This window comes from Vibrio mexicanus (assembly GCF_001012815.1).
Classification (GTDB): Bacteria; Pseudomonadota; Gammaproteobacteria; order Enterobacterales; family Vibrionaceae; genus Vibrio; species Vibrio mexicanus.
Genome location: NZ_JYJP01000101.1, coordinates 1 through 15,614, shown reverse-complemented (window position 1 = coordinate 15,614; position 15,614 = coordinate 1). Strand labels below are relative to the sequence as shown.

The 15,614-nt window shown below is 47.1% G+C and carries 12 protein-coding genes and 3 pseudogenes; 6 read left to right on the top strand and 9 right to left on the bottom strand.

Features of this window, described 5'->3' with window-relative positions; genetic code table 11:
* Nucleotides 1–188 precede the first annotated feature (188 nt).
* The 6 genes and pseudogenes from UA76_RS14695 to kefG form a co-directional block, all read right to left on the bottom strand.
* A pseudogene (locus tag UA76_RS14695) lies at nucleotides 189–1,504 on the bottom strand (adenylosuccinate synthase).
* 137 nt (nucleotides 1,505–1,641) lie between these two features.
* A complete protein-coding gene (locus UA76_RS14690) occupies nucleotides 1,642–2,604 on the bottom strand; it encodes an isoaspartyl peptidase/L-asparaginase family protein (protein ID WP_047047593.1) in 963 nt (320 codons plus the stop codon).
* A 129-nt stretch (nucleotides 2,605–2,733) separates the two neighbouring features.
* Nucleotides 2,734–3,303: a peptidylprolyl isomerase gene (gene slyD / locus UA76_RS14685; RefSeq protein ID WP_047047589.1), complete on the bottom strand. Its 570-nt coding sequence runs from the start codon at nucleotides 3,301–3,303 to the stop codon at nucleotides 2,734–2,736.
* A gap of 100 nt (nucleotides 3,304–3,403) precedes the next feature.
* Nucleotides 3,404–3,603: pseudogene (locus UA76_RS14680) on the bottom strand (YheV family putative zinc ribbon protein).
* 43 nt (nucleotides 3,604–3,646) lie between these two features.
* Nucleotides 3,647–5,440, bottom strand: a complete 1,794-nt coding sequence (kefB, locus tag UA76_RS14675) for a glutathione-regulated potassium-efflux system protein KefB (RefSeq protein ID WP_047047586.1) — start codon at nucleotides 5,438–5,440, stop codon at nucleotides 3,647–3,649.
* Nucleotides 5,430–6,071, bottom strand: a complete 642-nt coding sequence (kefG, locus tag UA76_RS14670) for a glutathione-regulated potassium-efflux system ancillary protein KefG (RefSeq protein ID WP_075202583.1) — start codon at nucleotides 6,069–6,071, stop codon at nucleotides 5,430–5,432. Before kefG ends, kefB begins: the two co-directional genes overlap by 11 nt.
* 172 nt (nucleotides 6,072–6,243) lie before the next feature.
* Between kefG and UA76_RS14665 the strand changes: the two genes are divergently transcribed.
* From UA76_RS14665 to crp, 6 genes and pseudogenes are all read left to right on the top strand, one after another.
* Nucleotides 6,244–8,163 (top strand): ABC transporter ATP-binding protein, encoded by a 1,920-nt coding sequence (locus UA76_RS14665; RefSeq protein WP_047047583.1) that lies wholly within the window; start codon nucleotides 6,244–6,246, stop codon nucleotides 8,161–8,163.
* 94 nt (nucleotides 8,164–8,257) lie between these two features.
* Entirely contained in the window at nucleotides 8,258–8,734 is a 477-nt protein-coding gene (locus tag UA76_RS14660) for a TIGR02444 family protein (RefSeq protein WP_047047580.1), read from the top strand.
* A 34-nt stretch (nucleotides 8,735–8,768) separates the two neighbouring features.
* Nucleotides 8,769–9,745 (top strand): annotated as a pseudogene (locus tag UA76_RS14655) (hydrolase).
* Between the two features lie 41 nt (nucleotides 9,746–9,786).
* Nucleotides 9,787–9,999: a YheU family protein gene (locus UA76_RS14650; RefSeq protein WP_047047577.1), complete on the top strand. Its 213-nt coding sequence runs from the start codon at nucleotides 9,787–9,789 to the stop codon at nucleotides 9,997–9,999.
* Between the two features lie 158 nt (nucleotides 10,000–10,157).
* The gene (locus UA76_RS14645) at nucleotides 10,158–11,027 is read left to right on the top strand and encodes a phosphoribulokinase (RefSeq protein ID WP_047047575.1); all 870 of its coding nucleotides are present in this window, start codon (nucleotides 10,158–10,160) and stop codon (nucleotides 11,025–11,027) included.
* A 258-nt stretch (nucleotides 11,028–11,285) separates the two neighbouring features.
* Nucleotides 11,286–11,918 (top strand): cAMP-activated global transcriptional regulator CRP, encoded by a 633-nt coding sequence (crp, locus tag UA76_RS14640; protein ID WP_004410522.1) that lies wholly within the window; start codon nucleotides 11,286–11,288, stop codon nucleotides 11,916–11,918.
* Nucleotides 11,919–12,002: 84 nt separating this feature from the next.
* Here crp and UA76_RS14635 read toward each other — a convergent pair whose 3' ends face one another.
* From UA76_RS14635 to astA, 3 genes are all read right to left on the bottom strand, one after another.
* Nucleotides 12,003–12,794, bottom strand: a complete 792-nt coding sequence (locus UA76_RS14635; protein ID WP_047047569.1) for a DUF1338 domain-containing protein — start codon at nucleotides 12,792–12,794, stop codon at nucleotides 12,003–12,005.
* A 140-nt stretch (nucleotides 12,795–12,934) separates the two neighbouring features.
* Complete coding sequence (gene astD, locus UA76_RS14630; RefSeq protein WP_047047566.1) at nucleotides 12,935–14,392, bottom strand: succinylglutamate-semialdehyde dehydrogenase; 1,458 nt, start codon at nucleotides 14,390–14,392, stop codon at nucleotides 12,935–12,937.
* A 61-nt stretch (nucleotides 14,393–14,453) separates the two neighbouring features.
* Entirely contained in the window at nucleotides 14,454–15,473 is a 1,020-nt protein-coding gene (astA, locus tag UA76_RS14625) for an arginine N-succinyltransferase (protein ID WP_047047563.1), read from the bottom strand.
* Nucleotides 15,474–15,614: the final 141 nt, after the last annotated feature.

The window sequence follows — 15,614 nt, the reverse complement described above, 5'->3', positions numbered from 1 at the left end:
TCTTTAGGCAATATTTGCCGCAATTAGGCAATAGTTTGCCACAGCCCCCTAAGTTGGCGAGAAAACAGGCGATCCAGATGCATGAGTTAATACGGAACCTAGTTCTAATACATTGTTTAATAATAAAAAAGCCGACCCTAAGGTCGGCTTTTTCTATGTTCAATACACTCTTGCTAAGTAAATAGCAATTAAGCGCTGTATGGATGAACCTTGATGATCGTTTCGTTACGATCTGGGCCAGTTGAAATGATATCAATTGGCACACCTGTTAGCTCTTCGATACGTTTGATGTAGTCAAGAGCAGCTTGTGGAAGCGCGTCGATTGACTTAGCACCAAATGTTGTCTCAGACCAACCTGGCATTGTTTCGTAAATTGGCGTCGCTTCTTCGAAAGATTCAGCAGCATTGGAGAAACTTCAAGAACAGTACCGTCAGCCATCTTGTAACCAGTACAGATCTTGATCTCTTTAAGACCATCAAGAACGTCTAGTTTAGTCAGACAGATACCGGTTAGAGAGTTGATTTGGATTGCGCGGCGCATTGCCACTGCATCGAACCAACCAGTACGGCGTAGACGACCTGTTGTTGCGCCAAACTCGTGGCCAACATCACCAAGGTGCTTACCAACTGGGTCTTGCTTGTCTTGACCGTCGTATAGTTCAGTCGGGAATGGACCAGAACCAACACGAGTACAGTACGCCTTAGTAATACCAAGGATGTAACCGATGTGACGAGGACCGAAACCAGAACCTGCAGCAACACCACCAGCAGTCGTGTTAGATGACGTTACGTATGGGTAAGTACCGTGGTCGATATCTAGTAGTGTACCTTGAGCACCTTCGAACATGATTTTGTCGCCGCGCTTACGTGCTGCGTCTAGTTCGTCAGTTACGTCCATAACCATTGAAGTTAGTAGATCTGCGTAACCCATGCATTGCTCAAGTACTTCATCAAAGCTTACTGTTTCAGCTTTGTAGAAGTGCTCTAGTTGGAAGTTATGGAATTCCATGACTTCTTTTAGCTTCTCAGCGAACATCTCTTTATCAAAAAGATCGCCAACACGAAGACCGCGACGAGCCACTTTATCTTCGTAAGCTGGACCGATACCACGACCCGTTGTACCGATAGCTTTCGCGCCACGAGCGATTTCACGCGCGTTGTCGATAGCGATGTGGTAAGGAAGAATTAGAGGACAAGCTTCAGAAACGAAAAGACGCTCGCGTACTGGGATACCGCGCTCTTCTAGAGGCTTCATTTCTTTAAGAAGTGCTTCAGGCGAGAGTACAACGCCGTTACCGATAACACATTTTACGTTATCGCGTAGGATGCCTGATGGAATTAAGTGAAGAACGGTTTTTTCACCGTCAATTACAAGAGTGTGACCTGCGTTGTGACCGCCTTGGTAGCGTACCACGTACTTTGCATCTTCAGTTAAAAGGTCAACAATTTTACCTTTACCTTCGTCACCCCATTGGGTGCCCAGAACGACTACGTTATTTCCCATCTTTCCAGTATCTGTTGCTAGTTAAAAATGGATTCTAGCACTGAATCACATTTCGTGCAGTCATTTTTTAATCATAATAATGCAATCAAGTATTAACTCATTGATGAGTCGTGAAATAGCAGCATTTAATTCGAGATTTAGTCATCTACGTAGATTTTGATCGACATGATCCCATCAGGATCGATACAAGCTCGATACATTCCTGAACTATTCATGGCAAAATGCACAGCACCATTTTGATCCATCGCGATCAAGCCTCCCTCGCCTCCCATCGCTTTAAGATCGCCTTGTATTACCTGCTCACTTGCTTGCGAAACGCTCTCGCCTAAATAGCGCATTCGAGCCGCCACATCGCCCGCCACGGTTTTACGAATAAAGTACTCCCCCATCCCGGTGGCCGACACTGCAACATTGCCATTTTCGGCGTAGGTGCCGCAGCCAATCAACGCAGAATCTCCGACACGACCGTACTTCTTGTTGGTGATACCACCTGTGCTCGTCGCCGCCGCTAGGTTACCTTGCTGATCTAACGCCACCGCCCCCACAGTGCCAAACTTCTTATCATCTGGATATTGAGGAGACTCTTCCTCGTAGCTTGCTTCCGACAACGCAAACAAGCCTTTATCTTTCATTGATTGAAGCTGGTCATAACGTCTATCTGTCACGAAGTAGTCTTGCTCTGTGTATGCGTGACCGTTTTCAAAGGCAAACTCTTCAGCCCCTTCCCCAATCAATAAAACGTGATCGCTCTTGGTCATTACATCTCTCGCTAATGCAATGGGGTTTTTGATATGCCTGACTCCCGCAATCGCCCCGGCATCACACTGCTTGCCATGCATCACAGACGCATCCATTTCAACGATCTCTCTATGAGTTAACACTGAACCTCTACCGGCATTAAAGTGTGGACAGTCTTCCATCACTTTGACTGCTTCTACTACGGCATCCAGCGCATCCCCACCTTTGGACAGGACTTGATGTCCTGCTCGGACCGATTTCTCTAAAGCGTCCAGAATTTCTTGTCTCAACGTGTCGTCCATTTGCGAACGTAAGATAGTACCAGCGCCGCCGTGGATGGCGATTGAGAAAGGTTGGCTCATAGAAACTCCTAGGTGAGGCGACTTCACTTAAATAAACAAGAAGGCAGATAATAAAAAAGCGTAAGTTGAATCCTCAACTTACGCTTTCAAATGGGATTATTCAATCGTGCTCGTGAGAGCTAACTGAAATTAGTGAGAGCCGCAACCGCCGCCACCACAACATTCGTGGTCATCCGCTTTCTCTTCACCACCGCAGCAACCTTCTTCTTTGTCACCGCCGCCACAGCAGCCGCCACCTTGGTGGATGTGACCGTGCTCGATTTCATCAGCTGTTGCTTCACGAGTTGCAACAACTTCTACTTCGAACGTCAGTGTTTGGCCAGCAAGCATGTGGTTACCGTCAACGACTACGTCGTCACCGTCTACTTCTGTTACTTCAACCGGGATTGGGCCTTGGTCTGTGTCAGCCATGAAACGCATGCCAACTTCGATCGTTTCAACGCCTTGGAATACGTTCGCAGGAACACGCTGAACTAGCGCATCGTTGTGCTCGCCGTATGCATCTTCAGGAGCCACAGTTACAGTGAACTTATCACCTGCTACTTTGCCTTCAAGTTCTTTTTCTAGACCCGTGATCAGGTTGTTGTGACCGTGAAGGTAGTCAAGCGGTGCATCCGTTGTTGATTGGTCAACCACAACGCCATCTTCAGTTATTACTTGATAAGCTAGGCTAGCAACAACGTTTTTTTCAATTTTCATAACAGCTCCAAGGCGGTTTAGTAAGACTATTGCTCGCTTGTTCACAGTAACAAGACAAGCTCAATTCCCGATATTATGGGGATCAAATAATGAAACTCAATCAATCAGGCTTAAAAATACCAATCATTTCTTGCCAGAGTGTTCACTTTTATCTACAGATTGTGGCTGCCTTTGCTCTGTATGGCCACAATCCACACACTCAACAATCTCAATTGAATTCTCAACCCACCAGCGAAGGGAATCTTGCTGGTTGCACTTAGGGCAGCTTGCGCCTGCTATAAAACGTTTCTTAATCTTCACTTATCACTCCTACTGTCCGCCTAGTAGCTCTTTCACTAAGCGACTACTCCCAGTAATTTTTTGACTGGCGATCGTTATCCATCTCGCGGCCAAAAATTTCTTCCAACTCTTTACGCGCTTCTTTCGCTCGCAATGCCAACTGCTTGTCATCGCTGTGTTGCGGCATTAACTCTTTGAGCATGGCGTCATCGAGCTTCTTAAAATGCGCTTCGGCACGTTTTGCTTGATAAGGATGCATTCCCAACTCAACCAAAGCCTGCCGGCCCAAATCCAAAGCGCCCAAAAAGGTCTCACGTGAGTAGTTTGCTACACCATGATTCATTAATTGATACGCTTCTACCCGGCTACGTGCCCTCGCCAAAATACGCAGCGATGGGAAATGTTGCTTACACAAGTCGACGGTTTTGACGATCTCTTCAGGAGAGTCGGTACACAACACAATAGCTTCAGCGGTTTCCGCTCCAGCCGCTCGTAATAGATCAAGCTGAGTCGCATCACCATAAAACACCTTGTAGCCAAACTTTCTTAGCAAGTTTATTTGGCTGGCATCGCTCTCTAAGACCGTCACTTTGATCTTATTAGCGTACATCAAACGTCCGACAATTTGCCCAAAGCGCCCAAACCCCGCGATGATAATACGCGGTTCCTTGTTTACTACGTCTGGTGAGAGAACTGGTTCATCACTATTGAGTTTTTTTGCAAACCAGCGTGTCTGCGCCATCAAGAGCAGCGGAGTCGTCACCATAGATAAACTCACTACCACGAGCAAAAAGCCAGACTCTTCTGCAGTCAGTAAACCCTGAGCACTCGCGGCGGTAAAAATAACAAACGCAAACTCACCACCTTGGCTCAAAATCGCGGCCATTTTGCTGCGAGATTTCGCACGAGCACCAGAAAAGCGTGCCAACAAATAAAGGATCCAACCTTTAATCACCACTAAGGCAACTACGGCAGTAATCACCTCTAACGGGGAGTACGCCAACAAACCTAAGTTGACCGCCATGCCGACTGCGATAAAGAAAAGCCCAAGCAATAGCCCTTTGAAAGGTTCAATGGCGATTTCTAGTTCATGACGATATTCACTCTCGGCAAGCAGTACACCTGCTAGGAAGGTGCCGAGTGCCATAGAAAGACCAAGCTCTTTCATGAGAAAGGCAATACCAACGACGACAAGCAGCGCAGTAACGGTAAATAACTCACGTACTCCACTCATCACGACATAACGAAACAGAGGGCGCAACAAGAAGTGACCGCCAACAGCTAGTCCTGTAATGCCCAATAGCATCCATGCGGCATCTAACCAGTTACCCGCTGTATTACCAGCCAGTATTGGCAACATAGCCAGCATAGGGATAACCGCGATATCTTGAAACAGCAGCACCGCAAACCCAGACTGACCGGTTTCACCTCCTGCAAGCCCCTGCTCCTCTATCACTCTGAGTGCAATGGCTGTGGATGAGAGTGCTAGACCCATACCGATCACGATACTGGTTTGCCAACTGGTTCCCAGTAGCATCGCTATCGCAGCCAATACCAGCGTGGTTAACAGAACTTGAGCGCCACCAAGCCCTAAAATCGGCCCTCGCATTTGCCATAGTTTTTTGGGGTTCAGTTCTAAGCCAATCAAAAACAGCAGCAATACGACCCCAAACTCAGCAAAATGCAAAATCGCTTCAACATCACTGATCAGGCCAAGCCCCCATGGCCCTATCGCAACACCTGCAATCAAATACCCTAATACAGAGCCTAGCCCCAAGCGCTGAGCAAGCGGTACAGCAACAACGGCTGCGGTTAAGAAAATAACACTGCTTTGTAGAAAATCACTCTCAAGCGCCATCTTGACCTCCTTGTTCGGAAGTCACAGACTGCCCACTACTGTCGGCAACAATGGCATCAGGATGAGGCGTATTGGCAACATAGGGTGTTAACAGCCACTGGCGGTATTGCTCAGCGTGTTGATATCTGTCCATATCGCTGACATTGCGCGACCAATACAGAACGAGCGGCTCTACCCACTGCATCTTGCACAGTGCTGCGGTAAGCTCAAACGGCTGAAGAATCTGCTCAAGTGGGTATTTGTTGTAACCCGAGGCACCAAACGCATCTTGATTACCTCCCGTGGTAATCACACTGCGCCACACCTTCCCTTCCAATCGGCTCTTTTCGCCAAAAGCAAAGCTTTTGTTAACCACTCGATCAAACCACTCTTTGAGTAAAGCTGGGCATGAATACATATAGAGAGGGTGTTGAAAGATGATGATGTCATGTTCAAGCAAACGTCGATGCTCGGCATTCACATCAATAAAGAAGTCTGGGTAGACGGCATAGAGATCATGGACAGTCACATGGGAGAGCGATTCGATCTTCTTGATCATCACTTGGTTAGCAATAGAGGTTCTCGACTCAGGATGAGCATAGATCACTAAGATCTTGGGCAAAGTCGTTTCTGATGCAGCTGTATCAATCATTCCGTAATTATAGTCCTAGCAGCGACAAGTCGTTCTTATGATACAAATTTGATGCGTTATCAAATTGTTATTGTTTTTAGCATCATACCCCAATTTCTATAATGATCGACATTTATCCTTAATCCCCCTACTATTCCCTTCGTCACAAGTCACGCATACAAACGAAAGCATTATGATCACCTTCTCTGATATCCAACTCCTTCGTGGTGGAAAGCCTCTGCTAGAGCAAGCATCAGCCACCATTCATCCAGGCGACAAAGTCGGTTTGGTCGGCAAAAATGGCTGTGGTAAATCCACTCTATTTGCGCTGCTAAAAGACGAACTGTCCATTGATGCTGGCTCATTCAGTCAGCCGAGCCATTGGGAACTCGCATGGGTAGCGCAGGAGACGCCAGCTTTAGACAGAGCGGCATTGGATTATGTGATCGATGGTGACAGAGAGTTTCGCGGCTTAGAGGAGCAACTTGCTAAAGCAGAACAGGCAGATAATGGCACTTTGGTGGCTGAGATACATGGCAAAATTGAAACCATTGGCGGATACACGATTCGCGCCCGTGCGGCTGAGCTACTTGATGGCTTGGGCTTTAGCCAAGAGCAGATGAGCTGGAACCTGACTCAATTCTCAGGTGGTTGGCGTATGCGCCTTAACCTCGCTCAAGCGCTGCTATGCCGTTCCGACTTACTGCTACTTGATGAGCCGACCAACCACTTGGATTTGGATGCTGTGATGTGGCTTGAGAAGTGGCTACAGAACTATCCTGGCACATTGATCTTGATCTCGCACGACCGTGACTTCTTAGATCCTATCGTAAACCGCATTGTGCACATCGAAAACCAGCGTATGAATGAATACACGGGTAACTACTCTTCATTTGAAGATCAACGTGCTCAAAAGCTCATTCTTCAACAGGCCATGTACCAGAAGCAGCAAAAGCAGATGTCGCATATGCAAAGCTACATCGACCGCTTCCGTTACAAAGCATCAAAAGCACGCCAAGCGCAAAGCCGCATTAAAGCGCTTGAGAAGATGGAAAAAGTACTTCCTGCGCAGTTCGACAACCCATTTAGTTTTGAGTTTCGCGAGCCTGCAGCTCTACCAAATCCAATCATGATGATGGATGAAGTTTCCGCAGGCTACGATGACAACCTTATCTTAGAGAAGATTCGTCTAAATCTGGTACCCGGCAGTCGCATTGGTCTGCTCGGACGCAATGGTGCGGGTAAATCAACGCTGATTAAACTTCTGTCTGGTGAGCTAAAACCGCAAGGTGGCGATCTTACATACTCTCAAGGCGTTAAGATTGGTTACTTCGCTCAGCATCAGCTCGAAACCCTGCATCCAGAAGAGACGCCACTGCAACACATGATGCAGATAGCGCCTGAAAAGAACGAACTGGAGCTGCGTAACTACTTAGGCAGTTTTGGCTTTCAAGGCGACAAAGCGCTAGAGAAAGTAGCTCCGTTTTCAGGTGGTGAAAAAGCCCGCTTGGTATTGGCGCTGATTGTTTGGCAAAAACCAAACCTACTGCTACTCGATGAACCGACCAACCACTTGGATCTCGATATGCGTCAGGCACTGACTTTGGCGCTTCAGACATTTGAAGGCGCGATGGTGATTGTCTCGCACGACCGATACCTACTCAGAGCAACCACAGACGACCTGTATCTTGTCCATGACCGTCAAGTCGCGCCTTTCGATGGTGACCTAACCGACTACTACAAGTGGCTCACCGAGCAGCAAAAAGTCGAGAAACGCGAAGCACTTTCTCTGCAGCCAGAGAAATCGAGCACCAATAGCGCGGCGGCTAAGAAAGATCAGAAGCGCCGTGAAGCAGAGTTTCGCAAACAGACCGCACCGATCCGTAAACAGCTAGCCAAGCTGGAAGCAAAAATGGACAAGCTCGGTGCCGATTTGGAACAAGCTGAACAAGAATTATCAGACACTTCCCTTTATGAAGCTGAAAATAAAGCTAAACTTAACCAAGTACTCGCGCTTCAAGCTAGCAGTAAATCCGCTTTAGAAGAAGTTGAAATGGAGTGGATGGAACAGCAAGAAGTTCTTGAGCAAATGGAGCAAGAGTTCAACGCCTAACACCTCTGCAGCAGACCCAATAGCAGCTAACTCTTTGTTTATAAGAATGATGTTTATACAAATGAGTTTTTAAATGGATGAGTGACTAGGATAGATGAGTAATAAGCACGTAGAGATTTCACTGACACTTGAACGATTGTGGCAATTTAGCCTGCAATACTACTCTGTGCGGGAAGTGAAGGACGCGTGCTTATACATCCAGAATCAGTATCACGGTAACGTCAATCTACTACTGCTTTTAAAGTGGCTCGATGAGCAACAAGTCAGCTTTGCCGACCAAGAGTGGCACCACTTAGAATCTTGCTTAGGAAAATCCGAAGCTCTTCTACACAGCTTCCGCGAGCTAAGAAAGAAACTTAAAAGCCATCTGGCCGACACACTTTACCGAGAAGCGCTACAATTTGAGCTACAGCTTGAAAAGCAGCAGCAAGCGGATTTGGTCGACTGCATAAACTCTATGGCACTTCACCACAATACCGATGAGCCTCTTACGTTACGCTACTGCCGACAGCTAGGGGCCGAAGACGCCTATCAATCCTTTGCCGACCCAGCCCCTAACCAAGCTTGCTAGATCCTGTTGACCTAGATTTGGAGCCTTCAACACTATGACTCATTTCGTTGCCGCTACGGGGCTAAAAAATCCCCATCTTCAGACGCTAATGCCTAGGATCATTCGCAAGAAGGCCCTTTTTGAACCAATTTGGCAACGTTTGGATACCCCTGATAGCGACTTCTTAGACCTAGCTTGGAGTGAAGATTGGCAAACCGATGAAGCAAAGAAAAAACCACTATTCATTCTTTTCCATGGCTTGGAAGGCTGCTTTTACAGCCCGTATGCTAACGGCCTGATGGACGCCTTTGCTAAAGACGGCTGGCTTGCGGTCATGATGCATTTTCGCGGCTGCAGTGGCACGCCTAATAACTTGCTCGCGCCTATCATTCGGGGGAAGTTGAGGATGCGCGCTATTTTCTAGAGCACATTCATCAACAGTTTCCACAGCAGAAAAAAGTCTCGGTCGGTATCTCGCTTGGCGGCAATATGCTCGTCAATTACCTAGCTCAGTACAATGATGATCCGCTTATCGATGCGGCGACTATAGTTTCTGCTCCACTCGACTTAGGTGCATGCTCAGCTCGAATCGAACAGGGGTTCTCCAAGCTGTACAAGAACTACTTACTTTCATCATTAAAGTCGAGTGCATTGCAAAAGCATCACTTGATCAAAGGTGAGCTAGGGCTGTCCTATCAAAGCATCAAGCGTGTGACTAAGCTATATGAGTTTGATGATTTAATTACTGCGCCTTTGCATGGATTTAAAGACGCTGAAGATTACTACCAGCAGTGCTCGGGCATCCACCGCTTAAAAGAAATTAAGCTGCCGACACAAATCATCCACGCAAAAGATGACCCATTCATGACGGATGAAGTCATTCCCAAATTTGTTTTACCCGATAACATTGACTATCGCCTATTCGAACAAGGTGGGCACGTTGGCTTTGTGACAGGCAGCGCCCTTAAGCCGCGCTTTTGGCTAGAGCACGCCTTACCCGCGTATTATGAAAGCCTGATTGCATCGGCTTAACCTTTCCCTTTTCATCGACATCATAAAATCAAGAGGTATTTATGATCATTCCTTGGCAACAGTTGGAAGCGGATACGCTCGACAACTTGATTAAAGAGTTCGTTCTGCGCGAAGGCACCGATTACGGTGACCACGAGGTGTCACTTGACCAAAAAATCGATCAAGTGAAGACACAACTTGCCAACGGCGAAGCCGTGATTGTGTTCTCGGAGCTGCACGAAACGGTCGACATCCAGCTCAAACGTCACCTTTAGGATTGTGAGCCAAGCCGCCATTGACGCTGTCTCACAAAGTAGACCTTTCGGCCGTAAGTGTTATAGTGGCTTTTCAACAGAAAATGGAATCAGCCTTTGTTCATTCAATGTCATCATTGAACAGCAATCGCTGAAATTTTAACGAGACAAGGTTTGTCATGTCAGCAAAACATCCCATCATTGCCGTAACGGGTTCTTCAGGCGCAGGGACATCCACCACATCCGAAGCATTCCGCAAGATGTTCAATATGATGGACATTAAACCCGCTTGGGTTGAAGGGGACAGCTTTCACCGATTTACTCGCCCTGAGATGGACGTAGAAATTCGTAAAGCTCGAGAGCAAGGTAAGCACATCAGTTACTTTGGTCCGCAAGCCAATGATTTCCCGGCACTTGCAGAGTTCTTCCGTAAGTACGGCCAAGATGGCATTGGTCAGGTTCGACGCTACCTACATACATTTGATGAGGCGGTGCCTTACAATCAAATGCCAGGTACGTTTACTCCTTGGCAAGATCTGCCAGAAGATACCGATATCCTGTTCTATGAAGGCCTGCATGGTGGTGTCGTTGATGGCGATGTCAACGTCGCGCAACACGTCGATCTACTGATTGGCATGGTGCCGATTGTGAACCTTGAATGGATTCAAAAGTTTGTTCGAGATACCCGTGATCGTGGGCACTCTCGAGAGGCCGTAATGGACTCCATTGTTCGTTCTATGGACGACTATCTTAATTACATCACGCCACAGTTTTCACGTACTCATATCAACTTTCAACGTGTTCCCACCGTGGACACTTCCAACCCGCTTAACGCGAAGGGCATTCCCAGTTTGGATGAGAGTTTTGTGGTTATTAGGCTGCGTGGAATTAAGAATGTCGACTTCCCGTATCTGTTGGCCATGATTGATGGTTCGTTCATGTCACGCCATAACACGCTTGTTGTACCTGGTGGTAAAATGAGCTTTGCGATGGAGCTGATAGTACGTCCAATCATGCAACAATTAATCGAAACAGGAAAAATCGGCTAAAACTCGTACCTCGGTCACGATTACTTTTCATACCGTGATCATGTGCACACTTTTGCGTACAAATTTCGAGCATGTACCCGATTAAAATCAAGAAATCGTATTCGAAAAAGGATACTATTTCTTACCGAAACACAAGATAGCTTGCAGCATTTTTAAAGTGCTCTTATCCTGAGTAATTTATTACTAGGCATCGCGCCTTTTCTGACGCGACTTAAAATGGAAAGCGACAAGCGTACCCTGCAGAGGAAGTGAGATATTATGGTTCTAGGTAAACCTCAAACCGATCCAACATTAGAGTGGTTTCTTTCACACTGTCATATTCATAAGTACCCTTCAAAGAGCACGCTAATTCACGCTGGTGAAAAAGCAGAAACGTTGTACTACATCGTTAAAGGCTCAGTTGCAGTACTAATCAAGGATGAAGAAGGTAAAGAGATGATTCTCTCTTACCTAAACCAAGGTGACTTTATTGGCGAGCTGGGTCTTTTCGAAGAAGACCAAGAGCGTACAGCATGGGTTCGTGCTAAGTCTCCTTGCGAAGTCGCTGAAATTTCTTTCAAGAAATTCCGTCAACTTATCCAAGTAAACCCAGATATTCTAATGCGCCTTTCTGCGCAAATGGCAAGCCGCCTACAAGTGACTAGCCAAAAAGTAGGTGACCTAGCGTTCTTGGATGTAACAGGTCGTATCGCTCAAACGCTACTAAACCTAGCTAAGCAACCAGATGCGATGACTCACCCAGACGGCATGCAAATCAAGATCACTCGTCAAGAGATCGGTCAGATTGTTGGCTGTTCACGTGAAACTGTTGGCCGTATCTTGAAGATGCTAGAAGAGCAGAACCTAATTTCTGCACACGGTAAGACAATTGTTGTTTACGGTACTCGTTAATTAACGAAACCGAAGACTCGAGTCTATAAAATTTGAAAGCCACCCTGTGAAAACTGGGTGGCTTTTTTCTTTATCGAGATACGATTACGTATTTGTACTCTCAAAAATCTTATCGGCTGACGCAGCTACGAAGCCGGTATATAAATCACCGCTTGCCGTCGGGTAACGCTTGGCGAACTCATAAAAGCCACCAGGTACAGTGTACTCACCATCGCTAAACTCTACTTTCACTTTATCTGCCATGGTGGAAGACTGTTCTAGCAACACATCAGGGCTTCCTTTCACTTCACCGCCTGACTCATTAATGGTGTAATCCGCCGTTCTCAAATGCGCATTCACCTCTTTTACTTCTTCAAAGCGATTCAGTTGATTAACACTTACCGTGAAATGATTCGCGCCATAACCGTGGGCTGCCAACCATGCCGCGTATTCACTCTCTTCTGATAGTGTCTGGAAATCGGAGTAGCTTAAGTCCCAAAGGCGACCGCCGTAGAGAAACTCATGACCTTTTAGCTTACTATGATCCAATTGCTCTACTAGCTGCGCAACTACCGCTTGTAACTCAGGAGAACACTCTTCGATCTTGAGCTCACTGATGAATACTTTTGGCTGATTTGGATCTGGATGTTCATAGTGCTTCGCCACCAATTTCTTCTTCTCAAACAGGTAGTCTCCGCACTCCTTATAGCCCACATCCAGAAAAGGCTTCGCCAAAGTTTCGATACCCAAAGGTGAAACATTGAAAGTGCGCAACGCAATGTGGTCATTAATCAGTTCTGCATCCTCACGGAGCAGTTCGTGGATATGATTAGCAGAAGGACACAAGCGTTGAATATAGTCATTCCAAAGCGATTGAAAGAGAACATCTGGCGTCATAACGCCTCCTTGTTAGATTATTGGATTAAGCGGCACGTCTCTAGGGCTGTGGAAAAAAGGCCATCTAATTGCAGTAATCAGATGGCCCTCAACCGTGACGTGACTTTAGTATTAAACCTTTTAACGGCTCTTATCGTTTTTTATAAAGTGACACCCGGGCTTAGTGTCTCGGGTAGGAAAGTCTCCTCCCCTTCCATTGAAGCCATAGGGTAAGCACAATAATCAGCAGCGTAGTAAGCGCTAGGACGCAAGTTACCTGACGCACCAGGGCCACCAAATGGCGCATCACCACTGGCACCGGTAAGCTGGCGATTGCGGTTCACAATACCGGCTCGAATGTGGTCAACAAAGTACTCCCACTCGGTATCATCGGTAGACACTAGCCCTGCTGACAAACCAAATCGCGTGTCATTGGCCAACTCAACCGCTTGCTCAATACCTTGGTAGCGAACCACCTGAAGTAGTGGGCCAAAGTATTCTTCGTCTGGTAACTCAGCGATGTTAGTCACATCGATAATACCCGGAGTCACAAACGCAGCACTCTTCGCTTGCGCTTCGACTAGACTCTCTCCACCTAAGTTTTGCAGGTTAGCTTGAGCCGATAGGATAAATTCTGCAGCGGCTTTCGAAATTTGCGGCCCCATGAAAGGTGCCGGTTCGGCAAACGGTTCATCAACGCGAATGTTTTTGGTCGCTTCAACTAGCTTAACGATTAGTTCATCGCCGCGTTCGCCGCTTGGCACATACAGTCGACGAGCACAGGTACAGCGCTGCCCTGCACTAATGAATGCCGATTGGATAATCGTATAAACCGTAGCGTCAATGTCACCGAATTGCTCCGAGATCACCATTGGGTTATTACCGCCCATCTCGAGTGCTAGCATCTTATCCGGCTGACCCGCAAACTGCTTGTGAAGAACATGGCCGGTATTTGCGCTCCCCGTAAACAGCACGCCATCAATACCTTTCGATTGCGCTAAAGCAACACCTGTCTCTTTAGCGCCCTGAACAAGGTTAATCACGCCTTTTGGCAAACCCACTTCTTGCCAAAGTTTCATGGCGAATTCACCCGTCCATGGTGTTTGTTCAGAAGGCTTAAATACCACAGTGTTACCTGCAAGTAGAGCGGGAACAATATGGCCATTGGGTAAGTGACCAGGGAAATTGTACGGGCCAAATACCGCCATCACACCCAATGGGCGATGGCGCAGTACAATCTTATTACCTGCTGCTTCACGTTCTGCGCTGCCAGTTCTGTCGTGGTAGGCTCGAATCGAGATAGCAATTTTGCCTGCCATTGCAGCCGCTTCTGTGCGCGTTTCCCAAATCGGTTTACCCGTCTCTTTCGCAATGATTTCTGCAATCTGTTCGCTGTTCTCTTTTACTTTTTCCGCAAACGCCAACACGATAGCTTCGCGCTCTTCAAATGAACGCTTCTTCCAGCTCACAAACGCTTCGCGGGCTGCTTTCACCGCAGCATCGACTTGCGATGGTGTTGCGCTATCTCCGCGCCAAATCACTTCATCGTTGTATGGACTGACCGATGTCATCGCATCGCCCTGACCTGCAAGCCACTCTCCTGCAATCCACTGGGTCATACTACTTTCCTTCCATTGTTGGGAATACTTCCGTTATAAGTTTTCTTTAATAAGGAAGTATTTACTGAGGCAACATGCGAACAAAGTCGCCTTCGCTGACTTCGAGTGCTTTCGCCACGTCCGGCGCCAAAATGACGCTTTCGCTCGCTTGGTCATATGCGCCTTTTGCCGCGGTCGCTCTAAAATGCTCAAATGACGTATTAGCAATCAGGTAGTCTTGCGAACTGGCATGCTCTGACACTCGCACTTTAGCTCGAATCGAGTGACGCACCGATTCGATGTTTCTGCGGTCACACTCAACGGTTGGGCCTGCATCGAAAATGTCGACGTAGTTGCGGCAAGTGAAGCCTTCTCGTTCAAGCAGTTTAAGAGCAGGCTTGGTGTTGTCGTGTACCTTACCGATGACCGCTTGCGCTTCTTTGCTCAGCAAGTTGATATAAATCGGTAGCTTCGGCATTAAATCAGCAATGAAGCCTTTCTTACCAATACCCGTTAGGTAATCCGCCATCGTGAAGTCGATAGAGAAAAAGTGCTCTTGCAGCCACTGCCAGAATGGTGAGTTACCTTCATCGTCTGAAACGCCACGCATCTCAGCAAAGATCGTGTCAGAAAAACGATGCGGGTGCTCAGCCATCATTAGGAAACGACATTTCGACATCAAGCGGCCGTTTAAGCCACCACGAAAACTTGGCCTCAAGAACAAGGTGCAGATTTCGCTGCAACCGGTGTAGTTGTTACCAAACGTCAGCAGTTTCACCACATTGTTCACACCTAACTTAGGTGAAGAGTGAACCACGGTACTGATGTGGTAAGAGTAAAAAGGTACATCCCAGCCAATCGAGGCTTCAATACCAGTACAACCAGCTACTTCGCCTGTTTCACTGTCGAAGCCAACCATCAGATAGCCTTCATCACCAGGCTCGGTGACTTCCGGCTTGGAAAAGCTGTATTCAGAATGTTGAATGCGGTTGGTAAGAAGCTCTTCATTTACAGGAAGAGAGGTAAATCCATGACCAGACTCTACGGCACACGTGTGCAAAGACTCGTAATCTGACATGGCAATAGGGCGGACAACTAACATCACTGCTCCCTCCAGATGTCGTTATTGCCACTAGATATCGTGCCCACTTTTAGAGGTAAAAATATGGGCACTTTCGACTAGAAGCGTTTAAGTCATTAGCGCTGACTAAAAGGGTTTGTTGAACTTTCGCGGTCAATTTTT